Here is a 26,089-nt window from a genome sequence, read left to right as displayed (position 1 = left end):
GAGCATGGCCAATGAGAGCCCTGATATTGCTGTTACTCAGTCTCGTACTGCCCGTTTCATCTTTTGCGGCGCACGCCGCCCCGGTCAAGGATGACCTGAGCCTGACTGAGCTGCCGGTCAAGCAGCCATCCGATGCCCCCATGGTGATCTTTCTCAGCGGCGATGGTGGCTGGGCAGCCCTCGACAAGGGGTTGAGCGCCCAGTTTCAGCTGCACGGCATGCCGGTCGTGGGCTGGAGCTCCCTGACCTACTACTGGAAGAAAAAAAACCCGGAGCAGGTGACCGCCGATCTGGAGCGGATCCTCGATGATTACCAGACTCGCTGGCAGCGCCCCCGCTGGCTGCTGGTCGGCTTCTCGTTTGGTGCCGAGATTGTCCCCTTCGTCATCAACCGGTTGCCGGAGCACTATCGTCAGGGGCTGGTCGGGGCCGTGATGCTCTCCCCCTCCACCAGCTCGGATTTCGAGATCCACGTCAGCGATATGCTGACCCACAAGACACGTAGCTACCCGACCGAACCGCAGGTGAAGACCATCCGCGATCTACCGATGCTCTGCCTGCAAGGTGCTGATGACGATGACGACGACCGCCTCTGCCCCCGTCTCAACCAGCCCAACGTCACCACCGTCACCCTGTCGGGAGGACACCATTTTGACGATAACTACCCCCAGCTCTATCAGGCCATCACCACGCATCTGAACCTGTCCCCGGATCCGTAGTCTGTGGAGCATTAACCGGTATCATCACGGAATGCCTTTCAAGTGCCGAGCAGGGCAAATCAGCGAACAATGAAAAGGGCCTCTCTTGCGAGAGGCCCTTGTACTGAATCGGGTGGAAACTTTAAAAGGATCGACCAATGGCTTGGCCGTGGCGTCAAAGTCACCGAGGCATTTCACTGCGATTGCCCAAGCGGTTCAGCCTGATGCGCCATCAAGAACGAAGATTCGCATTCCTATGCCAGCAACCACGCTGGGGATTGCGCCATAAAACGAAAGCCCTGATGTTTCCATCAGGGCTTTGCAATTTGGCGGTGAGGGAGGGATTCGAACCCTCGATACGTTGCCGTATACACACTTTCCAGGCGTGCTCCTTCAGCCACTCGGACACCTCACCAAATTTTGGTCTGTGGTTTAACGTGTTCAGCCAACACGGTGTTCGCTGCGCTGTTGCGCTGGAACGGGGCGTAATTTAGGGGAAAGCCCCGCCCGCGTCAACGGCTTTTTTCACCTGGCGAACCGTTCGAACACTTAATGCACAGATTCCGGTGCGACCTGGATTTCCGGCAGGTTGAGGAAGCCGGAACGTTCGCATTCGGCAACCAGTTCGTGGGTGGCAGCGATGGTGCTTTGCACGAACAGCAGGAACTGCTCGACGCTGAGTCCGGCCTTGGTAAAGACGGTGTGGCCGACCACCAGCCGCGGCAGGTTGTCATCGATGATATCGAGGAACACCTTGAGGGAGGGGTACTGCATATTGAGTCGGCCCAGTTCGGCAACCAGCGGCAGCATTGCGGAGGGGCGCACTTCCAGCTCGGAGGAGAACAGCAGGCCTTCCTCTTCCACGAAGATCCGGCTCTCCTGAATACCATCGACCGACTGCAAAGAGACAATGTGGATACCGTGACACTGGTCGCAGACATAGTGCTCGATACGAGCCTGTTGCAACCAACGCATTATCATTTCGGAGCTGGGGATATTCATCATTTCCACGACAAGATTGGGATCAAGGGGCGCAGTCTAAACCAATTTGCTATCAACAAAAAGCACGCCAACCCGATAACCCTGCGGCTCGCTTCTTTTTGGCAAGCGCTATGCATATACTCAGCCAAATCCACGATGACGCTTGCCCCACAGGGGGCCCCATGACTATCCAAGAAAAGTATCGCCTTCATCTGAAATCACTCTCGGATGAGCTGCTCACCCTGCAAAAACCCATCCGCATTCTGGATGCCATCAAATGGCCACGCCATCTGCAGGATCGCTTTCTGGCAAGCGGTGGCAGGGAGCTGCCCGCTATCGACAGGCACTTCTATGATGCCCTCCCCCTCGGCTTCGATCCGCGCAACAAGTATCTGGAGCTCAAAGAGCTGCGGGACCGGATCCGCAGAAAACTGGGGCCACAGGACGATCTTGGCCGGATCCTGCAAGAGACGGTCGATCAGTACATGGTGGTGATCGAGATGCTGCGCCAGCGGGGCCAACCCGATTTTCAGCGTTACAGCCAGCTGCTTTATGGCTCTGCCAGCGATCACCTGCGCGGGGATCGCAAGACTCTCAAGGAGCTGGGCGCCCGCCTGTGCGATATCTTCTCCCTGCCCGGCGCGCGCCATCTGGTGCGCCCCTACCCCAAGGAGTTCGAAGGAGAGGCCGCGGTCGCCAAACTGCAGGGCAAGCTGTCGAGCTACTTCAGTGACGGCACTGTGCAGGTGAAGCTGAGCGATGGGATTGTCTCCGATGCCGCTGCCGGTGGCGACTACATCAAGCTCAACTCCCACGCCCGTTTCTCCGAGCTGGACTTGCAGGTGCTGGAGGTACACGAGGGGTGGGTCCATGTCGGCACCACCCTCAACGGTCGCCAGCAGCCCTATGCCACCTGGCTGAGCGCCGGTTCACCGCGGATCACCGCCTGTCAGGAGGGGCTGGCTGTCCTGATAGAGACCCTCACCTTCAGCTCCTTTCCGGATCGGGCCAAGCGCATCTCCGATCGGGTGATGGCCATCGACATGGCCGAGCGCGGCGCCGATTTTATCGAGGTGTTTCAGCATTTCGTGCAGCAGGGCACCAGCGAGCACGACGCCTACAAGATCACCCAGCGGGTCTTTCGTGGCGGCATGGTGGGCGGCGGAGCCTGCTTTACCAAGGATCTCTCTTACGTGCGTGGCTATGTGGAGACGGTCAACTTCATCCGCAGCGCCGTACTGGAAGGGGTGCCCGAAATCCTGCCGATGCTGTTTGTCGGCAAGGTGACACTGGATGACATTCCGGTGCTCTATCAGCACTATCTGGAGGGGCTGATTGCCGCACCCCGCTATTTGCCGCCGATGTTTCGCGATCTCACCGGCCTCTATGTCTGGTTCGGTTTTGCCTCCGGCATGTCGCTAGTGGATATCGGTCGGGTACAGCACCATTTTCGCCAGCTGTTTCAACGCCTGCCGGTGGCCGACCCCATCATTGCGCCGGTGGATATCGAGATCGACTGAACCACAGCGATAGAAGTTGGGGAAAATAAAAAGGGCGCCAGATTGGCGCCCTGCTCGACGATTCAAATATCGCAGCCGAATTACTTGTAAGCCCGACCTTCGAGATAGTGTTTGCGACAGAGTGACACATAGCGATCGTTGCCACCGATCTCCACCTGTTCGCCATCACGCATCACCTGCCCCGCTTCATTGACCCGGGAGTTCATGTGAGCCTTGTTGCCACACCAGCAGATGCTCTTCAGCTCTTCAAACTTGTCGGCCAGACAGAGCAGATGGTAGGAGCCCGGGAACAGCTCGCCGCGAAAATCGGTCTTGAGGCCATAGGCCATCACCGGAATATCCTGCTCATCGACGATGCGGGCCAACTGGTAGACCTGCTCACGGGTCAGGAACTGGGCCTCGTCCACGATAAAGACATCGATATGTTTCTTCGCATGGCGCGCTTTCACCATTTCAAACAGATCGCAGCTGTCGCTGAACACGTCCACCTTCAGTTCAAGGCCAACCCGGGCACTGATCACCCCGACCCCGAAACGGTCATCGATGGCTGGCGTCATCGCCAGAGGATGCATGCCCCGCTCCAGATAGTTGAAGTGCGCCTGAATGAGCTGGGTGGATTTGCCTGAATTCATGGTGGCAAATTTGTAGTGCAGTGAAGCCATGATACTGTTCCGAAACTGAATTTATGGGGCGCATGCTAACCAAAGCCCCTGACAAAACCAAGGGGCCCGCGGGCCCCTTGCTCTATAAATGTTACGCGGTGGCCAACACTGGCCGCGCTTTGGCCTTTTTCAGGTGATAGCCGGTAAAGAGCACGAACCAGAGGGCACTGACACTGAAACCGGCCAGGCTGGAGTGCATCAAGCCCATCGCCAGGTAACCGATGGCCGCGCCGAAGGCGATGGCCAGTGCATAGGGCAGCTGGGTCATCACGTGATCGATGTGATGGCAACCGGCACCGGTAGCAGAGAGGATGCTGGTGCTGGAGATGGGCGAGCTGTGATCCCCGAACACCGAGCCAGCCAGTACCGCGGCCAGCATCGGCAACATCAGGCTGATGTCGCTGGCGGCAGCCATGTCACCGGCCAGCGGCAGCATGATACCGAAGGTACCCCAGCTGGTACCGGTGGCAAACGCCATGGCACAGGAGAGGATAAAGACCACCGCAGGCAGCACTTCGATCGGCAGGTTGCCGTTAGCCAGCGAAGCCAGGTACTTGCCGGTCTCCACGTCGCGCACCACGGCACCTATGGTCCAGGCAAACAGCAGGATGTTGATGGCTGGCAGCATGGCCATGACGCCTTGCGGCGCGGCCTTGATCCAGTTCTTGGCACCCAGCTTCAGGCGCATAGCCAGACCGATGGAGACCACCAGACTGCACAGGGCACCGTAAACCAGCGAAGAGCCGACGTTGGTGTTTTCGAACGAGCCAAGCACGCTGAAGGGCAGCCCTTTCTCGCTCAGCACCGCAGCACCGGAATCAATCATGAAATAGATGGTGGCGGCGGTCAGGGTCAGGATCGGCAGTACCATGTCGATCATGCCGCCGTTGCTCTCTTCCGGGCTCTCCATATCCAGACCGATGGGGCGGCCCTTGGACTCATCCCACAGCTTGCCTTCCAGCGCCCACGCTTCGTGTTGACGCATCGGGCCGATATCCAGCTGACAGGCGATCACCACCAACACCATGATCAGGGTGAAGACGGCGTAGAGGTTCATCGGGATCATCTCGACAAACGCAGCGATGGGGCTCTGCTCGGTCAGACCGTGGGCCGCCATGATGCCGCCAACCAGGGCGATGATATAAGCCCCCCAGGAGGAGATGGGCATCAGCACGCAGACCGGCGCCGCGGTGGAGTCCAGCAGATAGGCCAATTTGGCACGGGAGATCTGGAAGCGGTCGGTCACCGGACGGCAGATGGCCCCCACCGACAGGCTGTGGAAGAAGTCATCGATAAAGAAGGCAAACACCATCATGCCAGTCAGGGCTTTGGCGCCCTTGCGGGTCTTGGCTCGACGCTCGGCCCACTCGGCAAAGGCACGGGTCGCCCCGGAGACGCTCATCAGGCTGATGAGGCCACCCAGCAGCAGCATAAACAGGATCATGTTGACATTGTCACGATTGAGCGCGCCATCGACCCAGAAGATCTTGAGCACGGTATTCAACATGTAATGCAGGGATTCGAGGGGTGAAAACTGATTGAGCAGCAAACTGCCGGTGACGATGCCCACACCAAGGGACAGCAGCACGCGGCGGGTCATGATCGCCAGCGCGACAGCCAACAGGGGGGGAAGAACGGACCAACCGGAGTCGGCGAAATGACTAATGTCCATGATCTCTTTGCACCTAAAGATTACAGGTGGAGATCTACCGAGAGGATCTAAAGAAACAAAACCTATGGGGAGGTTATACTCCTCAGCCCCTTCAGGTAGCGCTCCATAGTGGATGACTATGGCAGTCCTGCACCTATTAGATGCAGAACCAGCAGCCCGGTATGATGGCCTGGCCACTTCGGCGCTGACTCCTTTCCTTGTGCATCACAGGCATCACCCTCCGCACAAATACTCATAGGCAGCGCGCCTCTACTTAAAGGTATTCGCCGCACATTTTATCGAGATGGCAGCTTATAGCAAGTTTTTTGATTAAATAATCATAATAAACAAATCAAGGTCGGAAAATGGTAGTCAAATGATGCAACAACGCCAGCTTTGACGCTATTTTCACCTACTGCGGTTTCATTGGCATCCAATCTCCAAGCCTATTGCAGGCCATATTAAATATCTGTATTGATGTTCCCCTCGGATATTCTATTTAACCCGGCTTGACTTATTTAAATCACCAAGCAAGAATCAGCTGGAACATAATATTTTTCTCTGACTCGACGTGGTAACTCCTATGAATGAATTTTTAAAGGTACTGCTTAATATCCGCAGTCTGCGTGCGACCTGCCGCGAGCTTTCTCTGGAACAACTGGAAGAGGCACTGGAAAAACTCTCTGCGATCGTTGCTGAGCGTCAGCAGGATGAAGCTGCCGAGCGTCAGGCCCGTGAAGAGCATCTGCGGAAAATTAACGAATATAGCGAAATGCTGAAAGCCGCCGGTATTGACCCGGCAGAATTGGTAAGCGCTGTCGCTACCAACCCCGGCAAATCAGAAAAAGCCAAGCGGGCGCCACGTCCTGCCAAATATCGCTATCAGGATAATGGCGTAGAGAAAACCTGGACCGGCCAGGGCCGTATGCCTTCGGCTATTGCCAGCGCAGTGGCAGCAGGCAAATCACTGGAAGACTTTGCTATCTGATCTCAATCTCGTTGCTAATAAAAAACCTCGCCAAGGCGAGGTTTTTTATTGCCGCTTAAATGTGACATATCAGATAGTCGATTGCGGGCGATCTGCTGCCTTGACCCACAGCACTTCACGATCCCCTGCCACGCAGATGAGATAGCGGGCAACGGTAAAGAACCAGTCACTCATCCGGTTCAGATAGGGCAGCACCTCGGGATTGACCCGCTCTTCCCGGCTCAATGTCAGCAGCAAGCGCTCGCAATGACGCACCAGAGTACGCACCACATGCGCTTGCGCCGCGGCACGGGAACCACCGGGTAATATAAATTCGCGCAGCGGTGGCAATGGCTCACTATAACGATCTATCTGCTGTTCAAGGCGAGTTGTCCAAGCGGCATTAACCTGCCAAATTGATTCATTCTGGGCGTCGCTGGAGAATGCCAACTCGCCCCCCAGATCAAACAACTCCTGTTGTAACAGCTGTAAATCAGCCAATAAGCCGACCTCTTGCGACGGCACGTCACAAATCAGCAAGCCAATATGGGAGTTGAGCTCATCGATATAACCGTAGGTCTCGACCCGCAAATGATCCTTGGGCAATGGGATACCATCGGCCAGCCGGGTCATGCCCTTGTCGCCCTGCCTCGTATATATTCTCATACCGACATCCTGTTAATAATGGGAATAATCATGGATTCGAGTCCATTGAGTTTGATTTCGTAAGCCAACGCCAGCGTCTGGCCCAATTTACCCGCCGGAAAACCGCTGCGCGCCATCCACACCAGATAGGGCTCGGGAATATCGATGATACGCCGCCCCTGATATTTACCGTAAGGCATCTTGTTGGTCAGGGTCAGCAGCACCTGTTCGTCGGATAGCCAATCCATATTAATCGATATCCAGATATTTATGAGTCTGGATTGAGAGTCGCCAGTTACGCGCGATACAGGTATCCATCGCCAATTGGGTGGCCCTTGGCTTCTGGCTGATCGGCTGCAAGGCAATGACCACATCAGGGCGCAGGGTAGCAGTAGCGAGCAGCGTATCCAGCTCTTCAATATGGTGCTCGGTGGCCACCGGATGCTTGATCTCGTTGGCCCGCTCCAGCGCCGAGACCAGCACAGGCAGCCCCCCTTTCATGCCAATTTTGGGGGAGACGGTCACCCAGGTCTGCTCATGGGTCTTGATCTCGCTGGTGCCACTGGTTTCAATCTGCACCTGATAACCCGCCGCCAGCAGGGCTGACGAGAGTTCGTGCAGATCGTAGAGGCAGGGCTCGCCACCGGTGATCACCACATGGCGCGCCTGATAACCCTGGTCGGTAAAGCTCTTGATAATCTGCGCGGTGCTGAGTTGGCTCCAACAATCGGATTCGTTGGAGCGATCCAGCACCGCCGCCTTGCCCACTTCACGAGCCGGATCAACAACCCAGGTATGACGGGTATCGCACCAGGGGCAGCCCACCGGGCAACCCTGCAGGCGAACAAAGATGGCGGGCAGGCCGGTAAAGATGCCCTCCCCCTGGATGGTCTGGAAAATCTCGTTGATTGGGTAGTGCATCTCGATCACGGCTTGTTGCAAAAGTCGCGGATTATACCCCAAGCCACGGCAAGACGCAGGCTCACTCTGCGCTTTTCTCACCCAGCCCGGTTTTCTCAAACAGTCTGGCCATGATGCCCGCCTTGTCGGCCAGATAGTTGTTCAGGCCGCGACTGCGCAGTTCACACGCAGGACACGTGCCGCAACCGTCACCGGCAATGCCGTTGTAGCAGGTCAGGGTCTGCTGGCGCACCGTGTCAAGGTGACCATAGTGATCCGCCAGTGCCCAGGTCTCGGCCTTGTCGAGCCACATCAGGGGAGTTTCAAAACGGATGCCGCGATCCAGCCCCAGCGACACCGCCTGATTGAGGGCCTTGACGAACTCGTCACGGCAATCGGGATAGCCGGAGAAGTCGGTCTCGCACACACCAGTGATCACCGCTTCGGCGCCCACCTGATAGGCATAGATGGAGGCCAGGGTCAGGAACAGGATATTGCGGCCCGGTACGAAGGTGTTGGGCAGCCCGTTATCCTGCAGCTCGCAGCTGACAGGAATGTCGTCACGGGTCAGGGCAGAGACCGCCAGCTCATTGAGCAGCGTTACATCCATCACCTTATGGGCGGCGATCCCCAGTGCACTGCCCAGACGGCGCGCGATGTCGATCTCTTCCCGATGGCGCTGACCATAGTCGAAGGTGATGGCGTGCACTTCATCATACTGAGCCAATGCCTGCACCAGACAAGTAGTGCTGTCCTGACCACCGCTGAAAACCACAACTGCTTTTTTCATCTTGATAACTCCTTGAATTGTCACCCGCGGCGGCCTTCGACAAAGTCCTGCCACTGGGTATTCAACCGATTGAACAGGGTCAGCAAGGGCGCATAGCGCTCCGGCCTCCCCTCCCACCGGGACAAGAGGTGATAGCCCGCCTCTATGGTAGAGAGGGCATCGGGAAAGGGTTTCTTTCGAATGGCATATTGACCGGCAATGGCACCAATGCCGATGCAGGGCAAGCGGGCCAGTGCCGGGTTGCTCTGCAACATGCGATAGGCTTTGCGCCAGGTGCCGTCAAGCAAGATAAAGGCGACGGATGCGGAGCTAGAGGATTCACTCTCCCACTGTTGGCGAAGATCGGTCAGCGAAATGGCATCCTCATCTGGCCAGAGTAGATAGCAGCGACGGGAAGGATCTGCAAGCAACCCATTGAGCCACTCATCGCGGGAAAAGTCCTCCCCCACATGGATCTCGCACTGTTGCAAAGAGGCCGCCAGCAGTGCCGCGGTCCCCTTGGGATGTGCCACCTCGTTGGGGTGCTGCAAGATGTAGAGGGGCGTGTGATTGTCAACCGGCACAATATAATCGCACAGGCAGGCTTTGAGGGCTCGGGTGCAACGTGTACAGTATCGACTGTTCTTGTCGTTGGACTGTTTCATGTTGTCAGACAAATCTGGATTGCTCTGGGTTATCACGCTCTCTCTCACCAGCTTGCTACTCTTCTTTACCGTTCCCAATCTTCAGCTCTCCTTCGATCGGCCCTTGATCGCCGGGGGCGAAGGGTGGCGGATCATAACAGGCAATCTGGCTCATACCAATCTGTGGCACCTGCTGCTCAATCTGGGCGGCCTCGCCATCCTCTATAGCCTGTTTCGCGACTATCTGGGTGGGGCTCGCCTGCCGCTGCTGATGTTGCTGCTCTGGCTGGCAGTGGGCTTGGGGATCTGGTGGTGGTGCCCGCAGACCCAATGGTACATGGGGCTATCCGGCTCGCTGCATGGCCTGTTTGTCTGGGGGGCAATGCAGGATATTCGTCACGGACGCCGCACATCGGGCTGGCTGCTGCTAGCGGGGATGGGGCTCAAGCTGGTGATGGACTTCTACAACGCAGGAGAGAGTCCGATCTCCACCCTGATCAATGCCAGGGTACACATCGGCTCTCATCTTATCGGGGCCGGTGCAGGCCTGTTGCTCGGCCTGCACCGCGTATCACTGAGTGAGCCTGTTACGCACCAACCAGCTCGGCATTGATGCTGGCCAGCATGGCGGCCGGATCGGCAGCCTGCGTAATGGGGCGACCGATAACCAGATAATCGGACCCCGCCTCGACCGCCGCTTTCGGTGTCATCACCCGGCGCTGATCCCCGGCCGCTGAACCGGTCGGGCGAATACCCGGGGTCACCAGCTTGAAATCTTCGCCCAGCAAGGCTTTAAGCTCATGGGCCTCGTTGGCAGAGCAGACCACCCCATCCAGACCGGATGTTTTGGTCAAGGTAGCCAGCCGGATCACCTGCTCGGCGGGGCTTACATCCAGACCAAGAGGGATCATGTCGGACTGCTCCATGCTGGTCAGTACGGTCACCCCGATCAACAATGGCGCCTTGTCGCCATAAGGCAGCAGCGCCTCTTTGGCGGCACGCATCATCCGCTCACCACCACTGGCATGCACGTTGACCATCCAGACACCGAGCTCGGCACTGGCTGCCACGGCTTTGGCAACGGTATTGGGAATATCGTGAAATTTCAGATCCAGAAAGACATCGAATCCCTTGGCCACCAGCTGGCGTACAAACTGCGGGCCAAACAGGGTAAACATCTCCTTGCCTACCTTGAGACGGCACTGGGCCGGAGAGATACGTTCAACGAACGCTAAGGCATCTGCCTCGTGCTGATAATCCAGCGCTACCAGTACTTTGGGATCTTGCATCTCACATCCTATTGCTTGTTATTCACCGTCCAGACCGCGGATCGGCTTGATGGAACCCCACTGGCGACAAGACGGGCACTGCCAGAACAACGAGTGAGTGGCAAAGCCGCACTGCCGACACTTGTGGGTTGACTTGATTTTGATCTGCTCGCCGACCAGCTGTTGCAGCAGTTCGAGGCTCTCCTTGGCAGGCCCCTCCTCCGCACTGGCCAGCTGAAAACCCACCAGCTGGTAAAAACCTTTCATCGACGGATGACGACGCAGCTGACGCAGCACCAGCGAACGGGCCTGGCTCAGGCCATCACGCTCTTCAACCAGCTTGGCAAGGGCCAGGGTCACGCTGACACCGGCGTGATCTTCCACTGCCTTCTCAAGCAGCGGGATCAACGCAGGCGTGCGCCCCAACTGCTGATAGCACTCGAGCAATTTGGGCATTGCCTCGGAGGCAAAGTCGATATCCTGCTCGAACACCCGCAGCAGCTCCTTGCTGGCCTGCTCATACTCCCCCTCTGCCATGGCGAGCTCAGCGAGGCGCAAACTGGCCCGGGCACATGCCGGATTGATACTGAGCGCCCGTTTGAGCTTGGCCAGCCCCTCCCCTTTATTGCCCTCACGCAGCGCGATCTCGGCTTGTTCACAATAGAAATGGGAGATGGGGTCGGCCAGCTTCTTGCCCTGGAATTTTTGCAGACGAACCGCCACATCGATGGCCTTATCCCAGTCCCGCAACTGCTGATGGATGATCAACAGCTGTGCCAGCGCCGTCTCTTCATAGTCGCTGTCATCACACAGCTCATTCCAGAGCGCTTCCGCTCGGTCCAGCAGACCAGCAGCCAAAAAGTCGCGCGCAAGCTCCTGCAGGGCCAGCTGTCGCTGCTCCCGGGTCAGTTGGCGGGTTACCAGGTTCTGGTGGATCTTGATGGCACGATCGACCTCCCCACGCTGGCGAAACAGGTTGCCGAGGGAGAGGTGTGTTTCGATGGTTTCACTGTCCACCTCAAGCAGTTGGATAAAGAGATCCACCGCCTTGTCGGATTCATCGGACAGCAAATAGTTGAGGCCCGCCACATACTGGCGGGAAAACTGGTTACTCTGTTTCTGGGTGTCCTGGCGAACACTCCTGCGACCCATGTACCAGCCATAACCGGCGGCGATGGGTAACAGCAGGAAAAGCAGTTCAAGCATTGAGGAACATTATTCCTTACCCGGTGACCGGGCCAGCTCCAACTCGCGGGATTGACGACGCATGGTGCGGTTGAGGGTGCGGTTTTGCATTTTCAGGCGCAGGAACAGCAGGCCGAATACCAGCCAGCCCAGCAAAAAACCGCCAGCGAAGAAGAAGCCCAACAGCATGGCAAGCGAAAACTCACCCTGAGCGATCAGGTAATTGAACTGAACCAGCTGGCCATTTTGTGAGCCCAGCGCCAGGGTCAGAACAAACACCAGCACCAGCGGAATGAGGGCCAAAATACGCTTCATAAGAGCTCCCTGTCAGTATCTAATGAGAGGCTGATTATCCTTAAAATCGCAGGCAGACTCTAGAGTGAATGGGAAAAGAGTTTAAGAAACAAGACGATTGGCACAGGAATCGGTGCCAAAAAGAAAAAAGGCATACCCGAGGTATGCCCATTTCTGCATTATTCAATGATGTTGACGCGCTCGCGCAACTCTTTACCAGGTTTGAAGTGCGGGACATATTTCCCGGTCAGTTCAACCTTGTCCCCAGTCTTGGGGTTGCGGCCCACACGGGGGGCACGATAGTGCAGTGAAAAACTGCCAAATCCGCGGATTTCAATCCGGTCGCCGTTTTGCAAGGTCGACGCCATCTGCTCAAGGATCTCCTTGATGGCGGCTTCGACATCCTTGGCCGGCATATGCATGCGGCTGGCTGCCAGTTGTTCGATGAGATCTGATTTGGTCATAACGTTAAATCTCCTTCCCCGATCACATGCAATATTCATTTTGCCAGGATAAAAAAGGGCGGCGCAATGCCGCCCTTTTCTTGCATCAAGGATTACTCACCCTTGGCGGCTTTGAACGCTTCCATCATAGCATTGCTGAACACAACTTCTTCTTGCTGGTTCAGGTTATCGATAGCAACACGCTCATCAGCCTCGTCCTTAGCACGGACAGACAGGCTTACGGTGCGGTTCTTACGATCAACGCCCATGAATTTAGCTTCAACTTCGTCACCAACAGACAGCACCAGAGTGGCGTCTTCTACGCGGTCACGAGCAGCGTCGGAGGCACGCAGGTAGCCTTCTACGCCATCAGCCAGTTCGATAACGGCACCTTTGGCATCAACCTCGGTAACCTTACCCTTCACAATAGCACCTTTCTTGTTGTCAGCCAGGTACTTGTTGAACGGGTCTTCTTCGATCTGCTTGACACCCAGGGAGATGCGCTCACGCTCCGGATCCACTTGCAGAACAACGGCTTCGATCTCGTCGCCTTTCTTGAATTCACGCACGGCTTCTTCGCCCTGGTTGTTCCAGGAGATGTCAGACAGGTGAACCAGGCCGTCGATGCCGCCATCCAGACCGATGAAGATACCGAAGTCAGTGATGGACTTGATCTTGCCGGAAACACGGTCGCCTTTGGCGTGAGTTTCGGCAAACAGCTGCCACGGGTTGGATTTGCACTGCTTCAGACCCAGGGAGATACGACGACGCTCTTCGTCGATGTCCAGAACCATCACGTCAACCACGTCGCCAACGTTAACAACTTTGGACGGGTGGATGTTCTTGTTGGTCCAATCCATCTCGGATACGTGTACCAGGCCTTCAACGCCTTCTTCGATTTCAACGAAGCAGCCGTAGTCGGTCAGGTTAGTCACGCGGCCAGACAGACGGGTGGTCTCCGGGTAACGCTTGGCGATAGCAACCCAGGGATCTTCGCCCAGCTGCTTCAGACCCAGGGATACACGGGTACGCTCGCGGTCGAACTTCAGAACCTTGACAGCGATCTCGTCGCCAACGTTGACGATTTCGGAAGGATGCTTAACGCGCTTCCACGCCATGTCGGTGATGTGCAGCAGGCCGTCAACACCGCCCAGATCTACGAATGCACCGTAGTCGGTCAGGTTCTTGACGATACCCTTAACTTCTTGACCTTCTTGCAGGTTAGCCAGCAGGCTTTCGCGCTCGGAGGTGTTCTCGGTCTCGATCACGGCACGACGGGAAACAACAACGTTGTTGCGCTTCTGGTCCAGCTTGATGACTTTGAACTCGAGTTCTTTGTTTTCCAGGTGAGCGGTGTCACGGATCGGACGCACGTCAACCAGAGAACCCGGCAGGAAGGCACGGATGCCGTTCAGTTCAACGGTGAAACCACCCTTGACCTTGCCGTTGATGATACCGATAACGGTAGCTTGCTCTTCGTAAGCTTTTTCAAGCTGCAGCCAGGCTTCGTGGCGCTTGGCTTTTTCGCGGGACAGCTTGGTTTCGCCGAAACCATCTTCGATAGAGTCCAGAGCCACGTCAACGGTGTCGCCGACGTTGATTTCCAGCTCGCCCATGGCGTTCTTGAATTCTTCAGCCGGGATAGCGGACTCGGATTTCAGACCGGCGTCAACCAGTACAAAACCGTTCTCGATAGCAACGACAGTACCCTTGACGATGGAACCTTGACGGGTTTCAACGGCGTTCAGGGACTCTTCAAAGAGTTGAGCAAAAGATTCGATCATTGTTTATGTCACAAATGAAACATCCACTTGCAATCCGGCACAAGCGGGGCTGTTTTAAATAATCTGCGCCATCCTTGGTGCAGACGACCGGATGTCAGCTTGCGCTGGCATCACCAAGTTGTTGCTCTGCATAGGCGAGTACTGTTGCCAGTACTTCATCTATGGTCATGGCGGTAGAGTCTACCACCAGAGCATCTTCTGCCGGTTTCAGGGGTGCAGTAGCGCGATTTCTGTCGCGATCGTCACGTTCCCGAATCTCGGTTAAAAGACGCTCAAAGTTAACATCAAAGCCCTTATCTTGCAACTGCTTATAGCGACGCTGGGCCCGTTCTTCGGCACTGGCGTCGAGGAAAATCTTCACCTCGGCCTCGGGGAAAACAACTGTGCCCATGTCACGACCATCGGCAATCAGACCCGGAGCCTGACGAAAAGCACGTTGACGGCGCAACAATGCTTCGCGCACCCGGGGGAAGGCGGCGATTTTACTGGCAGCATTACCCACTTCTTCGGTGCGGATGGTGCGGGAGACATCTTCCCCTTCCAGGATCACCTTGACCAGATCGCCCTCAACCTGAAATTGCACATCCAGATTGGCAGCCAGTGGCACCAGTGAGGCTTCACTGTCCAGCTCTACATCGTGATGCAGGGCGGCCAGGGACAACACCCGATAGATGGCGCCCGAGTCCAGCAAGTGCCAACCCAGCTTCTCAGCAAGCAGCTGACACAAGGTGCCTTTACCTGCACCACTGGGGCCATCAATTGTCATTACGGGGGCCATCTGAGGCATAACTTCTCTCCTGCACTGTGTTGCTCCCATCCCGAAGGGGTGGGTTAATGGGCGCCGATTATACCCGAATGTGGTGAGCCTGGCAGTCATCAATCCGCACAAAGGGCCAAAACCCCGCCGGACAGCTGTGCTTGTATCTCATTTGGAGATTTCATTAAGCAATGCAGGGACTTGTTCTTATGGTCGTTCCTGACAAGGCGCGCTAAACTGGCCCCCTTTTTTGAGCCGTTAGTAGTAAGGAGCAACCTATGAGCAGCGTTACCCTCGTGGCCAAATCCAAATTGCCAACCCCCTGGGGCACCTTCACGCTGGTAGGTTTTCAGGAAACCGGCACAGGCAAAGACCACGCCGCACTGGTGATGGGCGACATTACCGGTGACGAGCCCGTGCTGGGCCGGATCCACTCAGAGTGCCTGACCGGCGACGCCCTGTTCAGCCTGCGTTGTGACTGCGGTTTCCAGTTGCAGGCGGCCATGGAGAATATCGCCAAAGCCGGTCGTGGCGTGTTGCTGTATGTGCGTCAAGAGGGCCGTGGCATCGGCTTGCTCAACAAGATCCGCGCCTATCACCTGCAGGATCAGGGGGCCGATACCGTGGAAGCCAACGTTGCCCTTGGTTTCGCCGCCGATATGCGCGACTACACCATCTGCGCCGATATGCTCAAGCAGCTTGAGGTCAAGTCTCTCAAACTGATGACCAACAACCCGCGCAAGATGAAAGCCATGGAATCCTTCGGTATTCCGGTGGCCGAACGGGTACCGTTACAGGAAGGGCGCAATCCCCACAACGAGTTCTATCTGTCGACCAAGGCCAACAAGCTGGATCATATGCTGAAGAAGTGAGCCTGCATTGACAAATTACAGATAGTCAAACGCCTCCCGAACGGAGGCGTTTTTCTTGGGACGCCCCTAGCTATCGCTGTGGTACGGTCAGATTGGCCAGCAGAGCTTCAAGCTCTTCGCCAGTGCGGGCAGCACAGTATTGTTCGACCCGCTCGCGGGTCAATTGCGGCGCGAGACGTTCAATCAGATCGTAGAGATAGCCGCATAAAAATGCCCCTCTGCGCAACCCGATAGCGGCCACACCGCCTGGTAGCCAGGGCGCCGTTTTGAGCACCAGATCGCCATCGCGCTGGGGCTCCCAGGCAAAAGTTGCCATAACCCCGATGCCCATCCCTTGTCTGACATAGGTCTTGAGCACATCGCTGTCGCTCGCACAGCAGGCGATCCGGCTCTCGGCATGAGCGCAATCAGTGCCATGAGCTGTGAAGAGACCCCTTCCATCGGTCACCAATGCAAATTCCACCAGCTCGGCCGGGGTCAGCGATGTTGCTTTGGCCAACAGATGCTCCTTTGGCAGCACCAAGCCCCGTTGCCACTGAAAAGAGGGGAGCACAAGCAGATCGCTCCCATCCTCCGGTTCATCCGCCAGCAGCAGATCGGCAGCGCCATCATGCACGGCTGCGCGGCACTGCGCCGCACTCCCCTGCATCACAGTTACGGCAACTTTGGGAAAGCGGGCCATGAAACCCTTGAGGATGGCGGGCAGAATATAACGGGCTTGCAGATGAGTAGCGGCAATGGTGAGAGTTCCCTGCTCCGGATGCACATGCTGCCTGGCCATGACCTTGATGGTGGCGACCTTGTCCAGCACCTCCGCGGCCACTTTGATCACGTCCCGACCTATGGGGGTGATCTGGGTCAGGTGTTTGCCGCTGCGCTCGAAGATCTGGATCCCCAGCTCATCCTCCAGCATCCGCACCTGTTTGCTGATCCCGGGCTGGGAGGTAAAGAGGCTCTCGGCGGTGGCCGACAGATTCAGCCTGTGGTTCGCCACCTCGACGATATAGCGCAATTGCTGCAGTTTCATGGTGTAGCCCTCAAGCGAACCCACCGTTAATAGTAACAAACTTTCAGCAATGACCCGCCGCCATCAGGCCGGGCGCTCCTTGAGTAGGAAATCACGCAAGGCACGGTTGGCCATGGAGAGCGGATCGCCACGCCGCCACGCCACACAGAGGTCGAGGTAGATGGGCGGGTCGAAGGGCACGCCACTCAGATCCGGCTCCTCTTCCAGCACCATCCGCAAGAAGGTTGTCACCGCAAAACCTTGCCGCACCACCGCCTTGAGCAGAGGGATAAGATTGCTCTCGAAGGCGATATCGGGTTCAACGCCAAGGCTCTGGGCCAGCGCCTCCATATGCTCCCGGTGATAAAAGCCGCGGCGAAACAGCGCCAGCTCCTGAGCAAAGAACTGCGAGAGGGTGACGGCTGGTTCACCGCGCAGGGGGTGATCGTCCCCCACCACCATCAACATCTCTTCACTCAGCAGATGTGCCCCCTCGATGGCGGGGGGGAGATCACTGGTGATGAGAATGGCCAGATCGAGGGAGCCATCCACCATCCGGCTGAGCAGCTCACGGGTGCCGGCCTCTTCGACCCGGATCTTGAGGCCGGGGTAGCGGTGCTTGAAGGCCATCAGACGAGGGGGGAAATAGTAGGAGCCCATCATGTAGGGGATCCCGATCCGCACTTCCCCCCGCTCCAGCCCCTTGAGCTCGGCCATCTCGGCCTCGGCCTGATGCATCTGCAGCAACAGACGCTCGGCATGGCGACAGAGCACCTCTCCCTCCGGGGTGAGCCGTACCGCCCGATCCTGTCGATCAAACAGCCGCAATTCGAGCTGCTGCTCCAGTTTGGCAATGGCCATGCTGATGGCCGGTTGCGCCACGTGCAAGCTATTGGCTGCCTTGGTAAATGAGCCGGCATCCCTGACCGCCAGCAGATAGGTGAGCTGTTTCAGATCCATGTATCAATTCATCTTATGAGATGGATAACTTAAATATATTATATTTATAACCGCAAGGACTCTACCCTGACCAAAAGTAGTCAGGACAATACGCAATGATTGAAGTTGGAAGTCGCGAGTGGATACGTGCAACCCTGGCCCTCAGCCTGGGCTCCTTTCTGGTGTTTCTGAACCTCTACCAGACCCATCCCCTGTTGCCCCTGATCGCCGAGGTCTACTCGGTCAACTCCCTCTCGGCCAGCTGGACCCTGGCAGGATGCACTGCAGGCCTCGCCGCCTCCCTGCTGATCTGCGCCAGACTGGCGGATCGCCATGGCCGTCGGCAAGTCATGCTGGGGACACTCACCCTGGCGATCCTGCTCTCACTGTTAATCCCGCTGGTTGAGCAGTTTGGTACCCTGCTGCTGCTACGCATCCTGCAGGGCGCGCTGCTGGCAGGGCTGCCCGCGACCGCGATTGCCTATATGGGGGAAGAGTTCAGCAAACGGGCGCTGCTCTCGGCGGTGGGGGTCTATATTGCCGCCAACTCCCTCGGTGGCATTGCCGGTCGGGTGGTCGGCGGTCTGTTGGCGGGCTGGTTTGGCGACTGGCAGCATACCTTTCTGGGGATCGGTGTAATCAGCCTGTTACTGCTGCCGCTGGTCTTCTGGCTGCTGCCCCATCAGACCCGCTTTGTGGCGAGCGCCCCCGTTCGCGGCCAATTTGCTCGCGCCTTGCAGCAACACTTGACCAATCCCTTGCTGGTAGGGGCTTACCTTATCGGCGGGCTCAACTTTATGGTGTTTCTGAACCAGTTCAGTTATCTCACCTTCCTGCTGGCAAAGCCTCCTTTCTCCTTGCCCACCCAGTGGCTCGGCATGCTGTTTCTCACCTATCTCTCGGGGACGGTGGCCTCCTCACTGAGCGGCCGCTTTGCCAACCGCTGGGGGGCACAACGGATGCTGCTGGTCGGGATCGCCCTGATGGCCCTCGGCAGTCTGTGGCTGCTGCAAGCTAGCCTGCTCGGGATCCTGAGTGGCTTGCTGGTCTCCAGCTTCGGTTTTTTCCTGGCACACGCCTGCGCCAGTGCCTGGGTGGGTCATCATGTCGAACACAACCGGGCCCTCGCCTCCTCCCTCTATCTGGTGGCCTACTATCTGGGGGCGAGTCTGGGGGGACTTTACCTGCACCCCTTCTGGGAGCAAGGCGAGCTGGGCGGTCTGGTCATGGGAATTGAACTGGTCCTCATCCTGACGGCAGGCTTGAGCCTCTGGCTCGGCCGTCTCAAGCAGCGAAGCCAATCGCCACTGCCCGCCCAGCAACCCCACCGACACGGGTAACAGGCTCAGCGCAAACAGGGTCACCCACGAGCAGATGGCGATCTCGCAACCCAGCACCGCCAGATAACAAAAGGGGTCACACCGGTGACCCCTTTTGCTGCGTTATTCAAGAGCCTGTCAGGCCCGCACCGCATTGAGCGCAGGATCACTCCTGATCGAAATAATCCGCAGGCACCGAGACCACAGCGTCGGTCGCCACCTCTTCGGCGATCACCTCAGCCAGCGGGCGCAGGTGAAACTTGATCTGGCCGGAGGGCAACATCAGGCCAATATCGGGGTTTCGGGTATCCTGCATGTTGCCGGTTTTGAATGGCAGCTCGGGATAGCGCACTACCAGATCTTGCAGTGAAGCGACCACCAGCTCGATATGTTCCAGCCCAGCCTGATGGACGCGACCCGGTTTCGGTGCAGCCAGCTCGATACAGGGTACCTGTACCTCACCAGCCAACAGCGGCTGATGCAACTGATAAGTGGCGATAGGACGTCCGCCAATTATACCCTCCACCAGCAAGGTACCCGCCTCAGCCAGCACAGCACATAGCGCGCGGTACTCCTGCAGGGTTGCCGCCCGATAACAGAGGTGATCGACCGTTGGCTGTGAAATTGTGACGCCAGTGGCGGCCAGTTCGGCCAACAGCTGAGAAACAAATGGGGCCATTGGCCCCAGTGTGGAATCGAGTGGGTGGGACATGCTTACCATTTCTTCTTGGGTTGAAACAGGACATCGAGCTCGTCGGCTTCCTTGTCCTTGATGTTTTGCAGATCCTGCGCACTGTTTTGCTGCTGCAGCTCTTCAAGCTCCTTGAGCCCCTGACGCATATCCTCTTCACGAGCCAGCAGATAGGGATCCTTGTCGCCCACGCTCGCCATGGCAGAGAGTCCCTTGGTATAGAGCTGGCGGCAAGTGCCATATTGGCCCTGAATGCGAGCATCCATCGCCCGCTTGACCAGATTGGAGATGTTGATCTTGAGCTGCATCAGCTCGAGGCGGCGCTCTTCCTGGGCAAACCCCTGAGGGTCAATCTTGCCCTTGTTGTGCTCGACCCGCAGCACGGCCCGCATCTTCTTGACCAGCTGCAGCATCTGGATCGCCTGACGATCGGACTCCGGGGTCTTGAACTGCCCCTCATCCTGCACGCTGTAGTTCTCCTGCACATTCTTGATCTGGGTCTGCACATCAACGATGCGCTGCTTGATCTGATTGTTCGGCATCACCTGGGCGATAGCGCGATAGGCATCGAGGATCCGGTGCTGCAACAGCAACACCATGTTCTTGGAGAAAGGCACCAGATTGACGTTCAGCAGCACCTCTTCGGTCTCGTCGGCCACCGTCTTGTGTCTGGCAACGGCGTGACGCTTGTCCGCCTCTGCCTTCTGCTTATATTGCTGCACCACGTTATAGGCGATAACCAAAAACAGGAGTGCGCCGATAGACAGCAATACCAAAGTTAAAATCATAGGATGTCCAAACCCCTGTTCCTATCCAATTGCGTGATCCTACAACAGCTTACCCACTTAAGGTAGCCTGCAGATCCCCCCTTGCCCACGATTTGTCACCAAGCTGTGCCCCCGGTCTCAGGGAGAGATTGCAGGATCAGGGGATGATGACCATGACGGTCACCTCCCCATAGTATCGCCCATCAGCGCCATTACTTGAGGTTAAAGCCCCGCGATTGCAGGAACCCCAGCATGAAAGGGCGGGACTCCTTGCCCAGAATGGCGCGGATCTGGCCACTCCAGGTCTGCTGTTTGTTGTTGCTGCTGCGAGCCTGATAGTAGTCCGCGATCTGCTGATCGTACCGGGCCAGCAGGTCGCGATCCAGCTCGTGCTGGTAGCGCTCCTGATACACCACCAATCCCCTGGGCAGACGGGGTTTCTGTTCCGGCTGCTGGGCAGGATGACCAAGGCAGAGGCCAAACAGCGGGATCACCTGATGGGGCAAGCCGAGCAGTTCGCTCACCTCGGCCGGATGGTTGCGAATGCCGCCGATATAGACCCCGCCCAGCCCCAGCGACTGGGCCGCCAGCAAGGCGTTTTGCGCCATCAGGGCGCCGTCGATGGCACCGATCAGCAGCTGCTCCGCATAACCGGTCTGGGCCTCGGGCACGATCTGGCTGTGACGATGGTAATCGGCGCAGAACACCAGAAACTCGGCTGCCTGCACTACATAAGGCTGATTGCCCGCCAGCACGGCCAGCTGCTGACGCGCCTCGGGCTCGCTGACTCGCACAATGCTGGTCACCTGCAAGAAGCTCGAGGTCGAGGCAGACTGGGCGGCGGCGAGAATGGCATCCAGCTGCTGCGGGACGATCGGCTCGGCAGTGAACTGGCGAATGGAGCGATGGGAAAGGATAAGATCGATGGTCTGATTCATGGCACCTCCAAAATGAGGTAACACCATAGCGAAAAAAACGAGGGAGCCCAAGGCTCCCTCGCACACCCGGCTTAAGGGGCCGGATAGACGTAAGGGGCTTGCAACCCGAGCGGGAAGCCGAGCTCCCAGTAAAGCAGCAGGAAGATGGTCCAGCTCACCAGGAAGGCCAGCGAGTACGGCAGCATCATGGAGACCAGAGTACCGATCCCGGTGCTCTTCACATACTGCTGGCAATAAACCACCACCAGCGGGAAGAAGACCATCAGCGGGGTGATGATGTTGGAGGCGGAATCCCCGACCCGATAGGCTGCCTGGGTCAGCTCGGGGGAGATCCCCACCGCCATCAGCATCGGCACCAGGATCGGGCTGATCAGCGCCCACTTGGCCGAGGCCGATCCCACCACCAGATTGACGCTGGCGGTGAGCAGGATCATTCCGACGATGGTCACTTCACCGGGCAGCGCCAGTGCATGGAGCACTTCGGCGCCAGAGAGGGCCAGCAGGGTGCCTAGATTGGAGTCACCAAACGCCTTGATAAAGAGCGCGCAGAAGAAGGCCATCACCATGTAGGAGCCCATCTTGTTCATGGTGGCCGACATGGCGTCGATCACATCCTTGCCACTCTTGAAGCTGCCTGCGACAAAGCCGTAGACAATCCCGGGCAGGATAAAGAGCAGGAAGATGAGCGGCACAATGGACTTCATCACCGGCGCGGCGAAGGTGGTCAGGGAGCCATCGGCAGCACGCAGCGGTGAATCGCTCGGGGAGAGCGCCAGCGCCAGCAGCACGATAGCCGCCAGCATGGCAAACCCGGCCCAGTTGAAGGCACGGCTCTCTTGCGCGCTGTAGCGCCCCATCTCGTCGGCACTCTCCAGATCCTCGTTGAGCGCCACGTGTTTGAGGCGCGGCTCCACCACCTTTTCGGTGATGAACCAACCGACGCAGATGATCAGCAATGAAGATGCACCGGTAAAGATGATGTTGCACAGGGTGTTGACCATGTAGTCAGGATCGAGCAACTGAGCGGCGGACTGGGTAAAACCCTGCAGCAGCGCATCCCCGCCGGAGGGCAGGAAGTTGGCGGCAAAACCGCCGGAAACGCCGGCAAATGCAGCGGCGATCCCCGCCAGCGGATGGCGTCCGGCAGCGTGAAAGATGATGCCACCGATGGGGATCACCAGCACATAACCCGCATCTGCGGCAGTATGGCTGACGATCGCTACCAGGATCAGCATGGGAGTGAGAAAACGGGCAGGCGTCACTTTCAGCAACTTTTTCAGACCGGTATTGATAAAACCGGACTGCTCGGCCACCCCGACCCCGAGCATGGCCACCAGCACGATCCCCAGCGGGGCAAAGCCGGTAAAGGTGGTGACCATGGTAGAGAGAAACTCGGCCAGACCGGCACCGGTCAGCAGGTTGTTGACCACTACCGCCTCCCCGGTACGGGGGTTGACCAGATCAAACTGGAATTGTGACAACACCCAGGAGCCGACCCAGACGATCAGCAAGGCGTAGAGGAACAGCATGGCGGGGTCGGGTAATTTGTTCCCGGCTTTCTCGACGCCATTGAGAAAACGGTTCAGCCAACCCTTGGGAGGGCTGGCCGGACGGTCATTGACAGTAGCATGACTCATTATTGCGATACTCCTTTCCCTAGAAACGAGGTCGCATGCTAGCAACTCCAGCCAATCCGTCTCATGACCGATCGCAAAAGAATGATTAATTTTGATTAAATATTGCGGAATAAAATTCCAAGTTGTGGCCTAACGCACACTTGTTACTCTGCCATTACGGCATCTAGCAGTGGATAACGCCCGACCTGGCACTCCACCACGAAACCGCTCGCCTCGACTTGCGCCACAGTCAGCGGCTTGCTGAACAGATATCCCTGGAACACATGGCACCCCTGGGTCTGCAGTGCAGCCAGCTCGTGAGGCTCCTCCACCCCTTCCGCCATGATCCCCAACCCCAGATTGGTGGCCATGGCCGCAGTCGCCCGGATCACCGGCAAGTTGAGGCCGACCACGAAGGAGCGATCCAGCTTGATGTTGTTGATCGGCAACCGGTTGAGATAGGCCAGCGAGGAGTAGCCGGTACCGAAATCATCGATGGCAATCTTGATCCCCTGCTCGCTCAAATCGTCGAGAATGCCGAGGCACCCCTTCATATCGAGCATCAGCACGGTTTCGGTCAGCTCCAGCGTCAACAGGGAGGCATCCACCCCGTGCAGCTCCAGCTGCTGGCGAACTTGCCCGGGCAACGCCGACGAGAGCTGGAAACCGGAGAGGTTGACGGAGACCGGCACCCGCTGATGGAAGCGCTTCTGCCAGCTGGCTACCTGTGCCAGCGCGGTGGAGAGCACCCAACTGCCGATCTCGCGGATCAGCCCCATCTCTTCGGCCAGCGGGATAAATTCCACCGGCGAGACATGGCCGAGCACCGGGTTGTACCAGCGCAGCAGCGCCTCGTAACCGATCAGACGCCGTTTGGCGGCATCGACCTGCGGCTGGTAACAGAGGCTCAGCTCCTGACGGCCGATGGCCTTGGCCAGAAACTGTTTGAGATTGAGCTTGCGCTGCAGGGTCTGTTGCATGCTGGGGGTGAAACGCTGCCAGCGCAGCCGCCCCATCTGCTTTGCCTGATACATGGCCATATCGGCACGGGTGATGAGGTTGTCACCGTCATCCGCATCATCGGGATAGATGGCGATACCGATACTGCCGCCAATGGTCACCTCCGGCAGCCCGCTCAGTTGCAGCGGCTTGGTCATCTGGGAGAGCATCTGATCGGCCACCTCTTGCGCCCGATCCCCCTGATTGCCCAGCGGCACCAGTGCGGTGAACTCATCGCCACCGAGGCGAGCCAGCTCCACATCCCGCGGGCAAATCTGTTTGAGGCGACCGGCGACCCGCTCCAGCAGGCGATCTCCCGCCTTGTGGCCGTAGTTGTCGTTGACCAGCTTGAAGTTGTCCAGATCCATGAACACCAACGCGAAACGCTCCCCCAGCCCGCAATAGGCCTCAAGGGATTTCATCAAGCCATACCGATTGAGCAGGCCGGTCAGGGAGTCGTGCCAGGCGAGGTGGCGATGCTCCAGCTCTTCGAGTTTGCGATCGGTAATATCGCGCATGGTGAGCAGAATGCGGGCCCCCTGCTGGATATAGCGGAACTGATACTGGAACCAGCGCATCCCCTTGAGGGTACGGCACTCCCCCTCGGTCACCACTTCATCGAGACGGGAGAGCTTCTGGTAGAAGCTGTCATCATTGCCGGAGAAAACCTGGGAGAGCTTGGCGATCTGGTGGCCGAAACACATTTCGAAGTGATAGTTGCCACTCTCGAATACACCATGGCTATCGAACAGGCAGGCAAGGGTATCGCCGGTTGCCAGCGAGGACTCCTGATAGAGGGTATCGGAGTCGAGCACCGCTTCGGTCATCATCATCAGCCGGCCAGCCAGTTGAATACCGGAGAGGCGCAGATAGATCTGCTTCTTGACCCCCTTTGGGGAGAGGGTCCACCACTCGTTGTAACTGCGCCCCTGCTGAAAATCACCCAGATAGCGCTGCAGCAGCAGATCGATGGCGGTTGCCATATCGGCAGAGAAGTCGCGGGAGCAGAGTTCGTCGAGAGACGTCGCCTCCCACACGGAGAGCGCGGCGCTGTTTGCCCAGAAAATATGGTGATGCTCGATGTCATAAACCCAGATCGGGGTATGCAGAACATCCATCGTCTTCAGTAACCGTTCGTCAAGCGTATTCATCTGGTCAAGGTCATTCATGCTGGATGGTCACTGGTTAACCGGAAAACAGATCTGGCAAACCGCTAGCTGCAGAATGCAAGGTGCAAATACCTCTCGGCCATTATCCCTTTTCACATAGCCAAGAGCGGACAAAACTATTTCAGATATCAACAACAGGGCAGCCTGTACGGCAATACTACAAAGGACTCAGCCAAGGACCCTGTTAATCCAGGCAAATCATATAGTCGATTTTTAACTTTTTTCCCCAGTAAAAACAAGCACTAAGAGCTATCCACTCGAGACCTTGAAAGAGCAATTGCATATTTGCTGCGATAAATTTGTTATTAACATTTAAATCAATGGTGGAAATAGTCATCACTCTCTGTCACAAAGCTTCCATTAATTAACCAAGCGGATGGATAAACAGCCAAAAAAACGCCAAAACGGACAAAAATAGTTCACTAAGGCGGAATTGATATACCCCAAATTCATTTTTCAACAGGCAATGAGCAAAACCCGAATATATGATCTGCATCACATTGGCTGTGGATGACAAACCACCCCGGCTGAGCACGCAGAGCAACCCGGCGCCCTTCCATCAGGTTGCAATATCGGCCTTCGCCTGCGGTTATAGCGGAACAAAT

The 26,089-nt window shown here is 57.2% G+C and carries 27 protein-coding genes, 1 tRNA gene and 1 riboswitch; of the genes, 6 read left to right on the top strand and 22 right to left on the bottom strand.

Features of this window, described 5'->3' with window-relative positions:
• The first annotated feature begins 11 nt into the window (after positions 1–11).
• The gene (locus I6L34_RS19975; RefSeq protein WP_216955216.1) at positions 12–719 is read left to right on the top strand and encodes a virulence factor; all 708 of its coding nucleotides are present in this window, start codon (positions 12–14) and stop codon (positions 717–719) included.
• Between the two features lie 306 nt (positions 720–1,025).
• On the opposite strand, the gene I6L34_RS19970 is transcribed toward I6L34_RS19975, so the two are convergent.
• Both I6L34_RS19970 and I6L34_RS19965 read right to left on the bottom strand, forming a co-directional pair.
• Positions 1,026–1,113: transfer RNA gene (locus tag I6L34_RS19970), tRNA-Ser, on the bottom strand.
• A 134-nt stretch (positions 1,114–1,247) separates the two neighbouring features.
• The gene (locus I6L34_RS19965) at positions 1,248–1,703 is read right to left on the bottom strand and encodes a YbjN domain-containing protein (protein WP_005337119.1); all 456 of its coding nucleotides are present in this window, start codon (positions 1,701–1,703) and stop codon (positions 1,248–1,250) included.
• A gap of 158 nt (positions 1,704–1,861) precedes the next feature.
• Between I6L34_RS19965 and I6L34_RS19960 the strand changes: the two genes are divergently transcribed.
• Positions 1,862–3,199, top strand: coding sequence for a flavohemoglobin expression-modulating QEGLA motif protein (locus I6L34_RS19960; protein WP_005337120.1), 1,338 nt, complete (start codon positions 1,862–1,864; stop codon positions 3,197–3,199).
• An 80-nt stretch (positions 3,200–3,279) separates the two neighbouring features.
• Here the strand turns inward: I6L34_RS19960 and I6L34_RS19955 are convergent, their stop codons facing one another.
• Both I6L34_RS19955 and I6L34_RS19950 read right to left on the bottom strand, forming a co-directional pair.
• Positions 3,280–3,861, bottom strand: a complete 582-nt coding sequence (locus I6L34_RS19955; RefSeq protein WP_005351181.1) for a thymidine kinase — start codon at positions 3,859–3,861, stop codon at positions 3,280–3,282.
• 91 nt (positions 3,862–3,952) lie between these two features.
• On the bottom strand, positions 3,953–5,533 hold the full coding sequence (locus I6L34_RS19950; protein ID WP_005351177.1) for a Na+/H+ antiporter NhaC family protein: 1,581 nt from the start codon (positions 5,531–5,533) through the stop codon (positions 3,953–3,955).
• An 88-nt stretch (positions 5,534–5,621) separates the two neighbouring features.
• Positions 5,622–5,793, bottom strand: a riboswitch (Lysine riboswitch).
• Positions 5,794–6,095: 302 nt separating this feature from the next.
• Between I6L34_RS19950 and I6L34_RS19945 the strand changes: the two genes are divergently transcribed.
• On the top strand, positions 6,096–6,500 hold the full coding sequence (locus I6L34_RS19945; RefSeq protein WP_005337123.1) for an H-NS family nucleoid-associated regulatory protein: 405 nt from the start codon (positions 6,096–6,098) through the stop codon (positions 6,498–6,500).
• A gap of 69 nt (positions 6,501–6,569) precedes the next feature.
• On the opposite strand, the gene I6L34_RS19940 is transcribed toward I6L34_RS19945, so the two are convergent.
• The 5 genes from I6L34_RS19940 to I6L34_RS19920 form a co-directional block, all read right to left on the bottom strand.
• Positions 6,570–7,145, bottom strand: a complete 576-nt coding sequence (locus I6L34_RS19940) for a cob(I)yrinic acid a,c-diamide adenosyltransferase (protein WP_058058407.1) — start codon at positions 7,143–7,145, stop codon at positions 6,570–6,572.
• A complete protein-coding gene (locus I6L34_RS19935) occupies positions 7,142–7,372 on the bottom strand; it encodes a DUF3820 family protein (protein WP_005337126.1) in 231 nt (76 codons plus the stop codon). Before I6L34_RS19935 ends, I6L34_RS19940 begins: the two co-directional genes overlap by 4 nt.
• 1 nt (position 7,373) lies before the next feature.
• Positions 7,374–8,045, bottom strand: coding sequence for a 7-carboxy-7-deazaguanine synthase QueE (gene queE / locus I6L34_RS19930; RefSeq protein ID WP_216955215.1), 672 nt, complete (start codon positions 8,043–8,045; stop codon positions 7,374–7,376).
• 61 nt (positions 8,046–8,106) lie between these two features.
• Positions 8,107–8,814 (bottom strand): 7-cyano-7-deazaguanine synthase QueC, encoded by a 708-nt coding sequence (gene queC, locus I6L34_RS19925; protein WP_075115900.1) that lies wholly within the window; start codon positions 8,812–8,814, stop codon positions 8,107–8,109.
• Between the two features lie 20 nt (positions 8,815–8,834).
• Entirely contained in the window at positions 8,835–9,458 is a 624-nt protein-coding gene (locus I6L34_RS19920) for a tRNA-uridine aminocarboxypropyltransferase (RefSeq protein ID WP_058057426.1), read from the bottom strand.
• Here I6L34_RS19920 and rrtA point away from each other — a divergent pair.
• Positions 9,457–10,050 carry a rhombosortase gene (gene rrtA, locus I6L34_RS19915; protein ID WP_162838995.1) on the top strand — a complete coding sequence of 198 codons (594 nt, stop codon included), beginning with the start codon at positions 9,457–9,459 and terminating at the stop codon, positions 10,048–10,050. The two genes, I6L34_RS19920 and rrtA, sit on opposite strands and share 2 nt — an antisense overlap.
• Here the strand turns inward: rrtA and pyrF are convergent.
• The 6 genes from pyrF to cmk form a co-directional block, all read right to left on the bottom strand.
• Positions 10,025–10,726 (bottom strand): orotidine-5'-phosphate decarboxylase, encoded by a 702-nt coding sequence (pyrF, locus tag I6L34_RS19910; protein WP_058057425.1) that lies wholly within the window; start codon positions 10,724–10,726, stop codon positions 10,025–10,027. The genes rrtA and pyrF overlap by 26 nt on opposite strands.
• A gap of 18 nt (positions 10,727–10,744) precedes the next feature.
• Positions 10,745–11,911, bottom strand: a complete 1,167-nt coding sequence (gene lapB, locus I6L34_RS19905) for a lipopolysaccharide assembly protein LapB (protein WP_005346478.1) — start codon at positions 11,909–11,911, stop codon at positions 10,745–10,747.
• Between the two features lie 9 nt (positions 11,912–11,920).
• The gene (locus I6L34_RS19900; protein WP_005337143.1) at positions 11,921–12,205 is read right to left on the bottom strand and encodes a LapA family protein; all 285 of its coding nucleotides are present in this window, start codon (positions 12,203–12,205) and stop codon (positions 11,921–11,923) included.
• 158 nt (positions 12,206–12,363) lie between these two features.
• On the bottom strand, positions 12,364–12,648 hold the full coding sequence (ihfB, locus tag I6L34_RS19895) for an integration host factor subunit beta (protein ID WP_005299934.1): 285 nt from the start codon (positions 12,646–12,648) through the stop codon (positions 12,364–12,366).
• A 92-nt stretch (positions 12,649–12,740) separates the two neighbouring features.
• Complete coding sequence (gene rpsA / locus I6L34_RS19890; RefSeq protein WP_005337148.1) at positions 12,741–14,411, bottom strand: 30S ribosomal protein S1; 1,671 nt, start codon at positions 14,409–14,411, stop codon at positions 12,741–12,743.
• A gap of 94 nt (positions 14,412–14,505) precedes the next feature.
• On the bottom strand, positions 14,506–15,198 hold the full coding sequence (gene cmk / locus I6L34_RS19885; protein WP_019444698.1) for a (d)CMP kinase: 693 nt from the start codon (positions 15,196–15,198) through the stop codon (positions 14,506–14,508).
• Positions 15,199–15,446: 248 nt separating this feature from the next.
• On the opposite strand from cmk, the gene ribA reads away from it, so the two are divergent.
• Positions 15,447–16,040 carry a GTP cyclohydrolase II gene (gene ribA / locus I6L34_RS19880; RefSeq protein WP_005351157.1) on the top strand — a complete coding sequence of 198 codons (594 nt, stop codon included), beginning with the start codon at positions 15,447–15,449 and terminating at the stop codon, positions 16,038–16,040.
• Between the two features lie 70 nt (positions 16,041–16,110).
• Here ribA and I6L34_RS19875 read toward each other — a convergent pair whose 3' ends face one another.
• Positions 16,111–17,067: a LysR substrate-binding domain-containing protein gene (locus tag I6L34_RS19875; RefSeq protein WP_216955214.1), complete on the bottom strand. Its 957-nt coding sequence runs from the start codon at positions 17,065–17,067 to the stop codon at positions 16,111–16,113.
• Positions 17,068–17,130: 63 nt separating this feature from the next.
• Complete coding sequence (locus I6L34_RS19870; RefSeq protein ID WP_005337156.1) at positions 17,131–18,006, bottom strand: LysR family transcriptional regulator; 876 nt, start codon at positions 18,004–18,006, stop codon at positions 17,131–17,133.
• A gap of 95 nt (positions 18,007–18,101) precedes the next feature.
• Here I6L34_RS19870 and I6L34_RS19865 point away from each other — a divergent pair, with 95 nt between their 5' ends.
• On the top strand, positions 18,102–19,325 hold the full coding sequence (locus I6L34_RS19865; RefSeq protein WP_216955213.1) for an MFS transporter: 1,224 nt from the start codon (positions 18,102–18,104) through the stop codon (positions 19,323–19,325).
• Between the two features lie 145 nt (positions 19,326–19,470).
• Here I6L34_RS19865 and I6L34_RS19860 read toward each other — a convergent pair whose 3' ends face one another.
• The 5 genes from I6L34_RS19860 to I6L34_RS19840 form a co-directional block, all read right to left on the bottom strand.
• On the bottom strand, positions 19,471–20,025 hold the full coding sequence (locus I6L34_RS19860; RefSeq protein ID WP_216955212.1) for a VOC family protein: 555 nt from the start codon (positions 20,023–20,025) through the stop codon (positions 19,471–19,473).
• Positions 20,019–20,783: a hypothetical protein gene (locus I6L34_RS19855; RefSeq protein WP_005337161.1), complete on the bottom strand. Its 765-nt coding sequence runs from the start codon at positions 20,781–20,783 to the stop codon at positions 20,019–20,021. Before I6L34_RS19855 ends, I6L34_RS19860 begins: the two co-directional genes overlap by 7 nt.
• A 191-nt stretch (positions 20,784–20,974) precedes the next feature.
• Positions 20,975–21,700 (bottom strand): oxygen-insensitive NADPH nitroreductase, encoded by a 726-nt coding sequence (gene nfsA, locus I6L34_RS19850; protein ID WP_058057420.1) that lies wholly within the window; start codon positions 21,698–21,700, stop codon positions 20,975–20,977.
• 71 nt (positions 21,701–21,771) lie between these two features.
• Complete coding sequence (locus I6L34_RS19845; RefSeq protein WP_216955211.1) at positions 21,772–23,337, bottom strand: AbgT family transporter; 1,566 nt, start codon at positions 23,335–23,337, stop codon at positions 21,772–21,774.
• A gap of 143 nt (positions 23,338–23,480) precedes the next feature.
• Positions 23,481–25,433, bottom strand: a complete 1,953-nt coding sequence (locus I6L34_RS19840; RefSeq protein WP_013723827.1) for a bifunctional diguanylate cyclase/phosphodiesterase — start codon at positions 25,431–25,433, stop codon at positions 23,481–23,483.
• Positions 25,434–26,089: the final 656 nt, after the last annotated feature.

Origin of the sequence: Aeromonas sp. FDAARGOS 1404, assembly GCF_019047085.1 — a bacterium.
GTDB lineage: Bacteria > Pseudomonadota > Gammaproteobacteria > Enterobacterales > Aeromonadaceae > Aeromonas > Aeromonas veronii.
The sequence above is the reverse complement of the archived record's forward strand: the minus strand, read 5'-3'. Positions and strand labels throughout refer to the sequence as shown.

Bases quoted from the DNA above. Each gene is read 5' to 3' on its own strand.
- queE (WP_216955215.1), bottom strand. From the start codon at position 8,045: ATGCACTACCCAATCAACGAGATTTTCCAGACCATCCAGGGGGAGGGC.
- I6L34_RS19945 (WP_005337123.1), top strand. From the start codon at position 6,096: ATGAATGAATTTTTAAAGGTACTGCTTAATATCCGCAGTCTGCGTGCG.
- I6L34_RS19935 (WP_005337126.1), bottom strand. From the start codon at position 7,372: ATGGATTGGCTATCCGACGAACAGGTGCTGCTGACCCTGACCAACAAG.
- rrtA (WP_162838995.1), top strand. From the start codon at position 9,457: ATGTTGTCAGACAAATCTGGATTGCTCTGGGTTATCACGCTCTCTCTC.
- I6L34_RS19860 (WP_216955212.1), bottom strand. From the start codon at position 20,025: ATGGTAAGCATGTCCCACCCACTCGATTCCACACTGGGGCCAATGGCC.
- I6L34_RS19875 (WP_216955214.1), bottom strand. From the start codon at position 17,067: ATGAAACTGCAGCAATTGCGCTATATCGTCGAGGTGGCGAACCACAGG.
- I6L34_RS19900 (WP_005337143.1), bottom strand. From the start codon at position 12,205: ATGAAGCGTATTTTGGCCCTCATTCCGCTGGTGCTGGTGTTTGTTCTG.
- I6L34_RS19920 (WP_058057426.1), bottom strand. From the start codon at position 9,458: ATGAAACAGTCCAACGACAAGAACAGTCGATACTGTACACGTTGCACC.
- I6L34_RS19840 (WP_013723827.1), bottom strand. From the start codon at position 25,433: ATGGATGTTCTGCATACCCCGATCTGGGTTTATGACATCGAGCATCAC.
- rpsA (WP_005337148.1), bottom strand. From the start codon at position 14,411: ATGATCGAATCTTTTGCTCAACTCTTTGAAGAGTCCCTGAACGCCGTT.
- I6L34_RS19965 (WP_005337119.1), bottom strand. From the start codon at position 1,703: ATGATGAATATCCCCAGCTCCGAAATGATAATGCGTTGGTTGCAACAG.
- I6L34_RS19975 (WP_216955216.1), top strand. From the start codon at position 12: ATGAGAGCCCTGATATTGCTGTTACTCAGTCTCGTACTGCCCGTTTCA.
- I6L34_RS19955 (WP_005351181.1), bottom strand. From the start codon at position 3,861: ATGGCTTCACTGCACTACAAATTTGCCACCATGAATTCAGGCAAATCC.
- ihfB (WP_005299934.1), bottom strand. From the start codon at position 12,648: ATGACCAAATCAGATCTCATCGAACAACTGGCAGCCAGCCGCATGCAT.
- I6L34_RS19855 (WP_005337161.1), bottom strand. From the start codon at position 20,783: ATGATTTTAACTTTGGTATTGCTGTCTATCGGCGCACTCCTGTTTTTG.
- lapB (WP_005346478.1), bottom strand. From the start codon at position 11,911: ATGCTTGAACTGCTTTTCCTGCTGTTACCCATCGCCGCCGGTTATGGC.
- I6L34_RS19865 (WP_216955213.1), top strand. From the start codon at position 18,102: ATGATTGAAGTTGGAAGTCGCGAGTGGATACGTGCAACCCTGGCCCTC.
- I6L34_RS19960 (WP_005337120.1), top strand. From the start codon at position 1,862: ATGACTATCCAAGAAAAGTATCGCCTTCATCTGAAATCACTCTCGGAT.
- pyrF (WP_058057425.1), bottom strand. From the start codon at position 10,726: ATGCAAGATCCCAAAGTACTGGTAGCGCTGGATTATCAGCACGAGGCA.
- cmk (WP_019444698.1), bottom strand. From the start codon at position 15,198: ATGCCTCAGATGGCCCCCGTAATGACAATTGATGGCCCCAGTGGTGCA.
- I6L34_RS19845 (WP_216955211.1), bottom strand. From the start codon at position 23,337: ATGAGTCATGCTACTGTCAATGACCGTCCGGCCAGCCCTCCCAAGGGT.
- I6L34_RS19950 (WP_005351177.1), bottom strand. From the start codon at position 5,533: ATGGACATTAGTCATTTCGCCGACTCCGGTTGGTCCGTTCTTCCCCCC.
- ribA (WP_005351157.1), top strand. From the start codon at position 15,447: ATGAGCAGCGTTACCCTCGTGGCCAAATCCAAATTGCCAACCCCCTGG.
- nfsA (WP_058057420.1), bottom strand. From the start codon at position 21,700: ATGAATCAGACCATCGATCTTATCCTTTCCCATCGCTCCATTCGCCAG.
- I6L34_RS19940 (WP_058058407.1), bottom strand. From the start codon at position 7,145: ATGAGAATATATACGAGGCAGGGCGACAAGGGCATGACCCGGCTGGCC.
- I6L34_RS19870 (WP_005337156.1), bottom strand. From the start codon at position 18,006: ATGGATCTGAAACAGCTCACCTATCTGCTGGCGGTCAGGGATGCCGGC.
- queC (WP_075115900.1), bottom strand. From the start codon at position 8,814: ATGAAAAAAGCAGTTGTGGTTTTCAGCGGTGGTCAGGACAGCACTACT.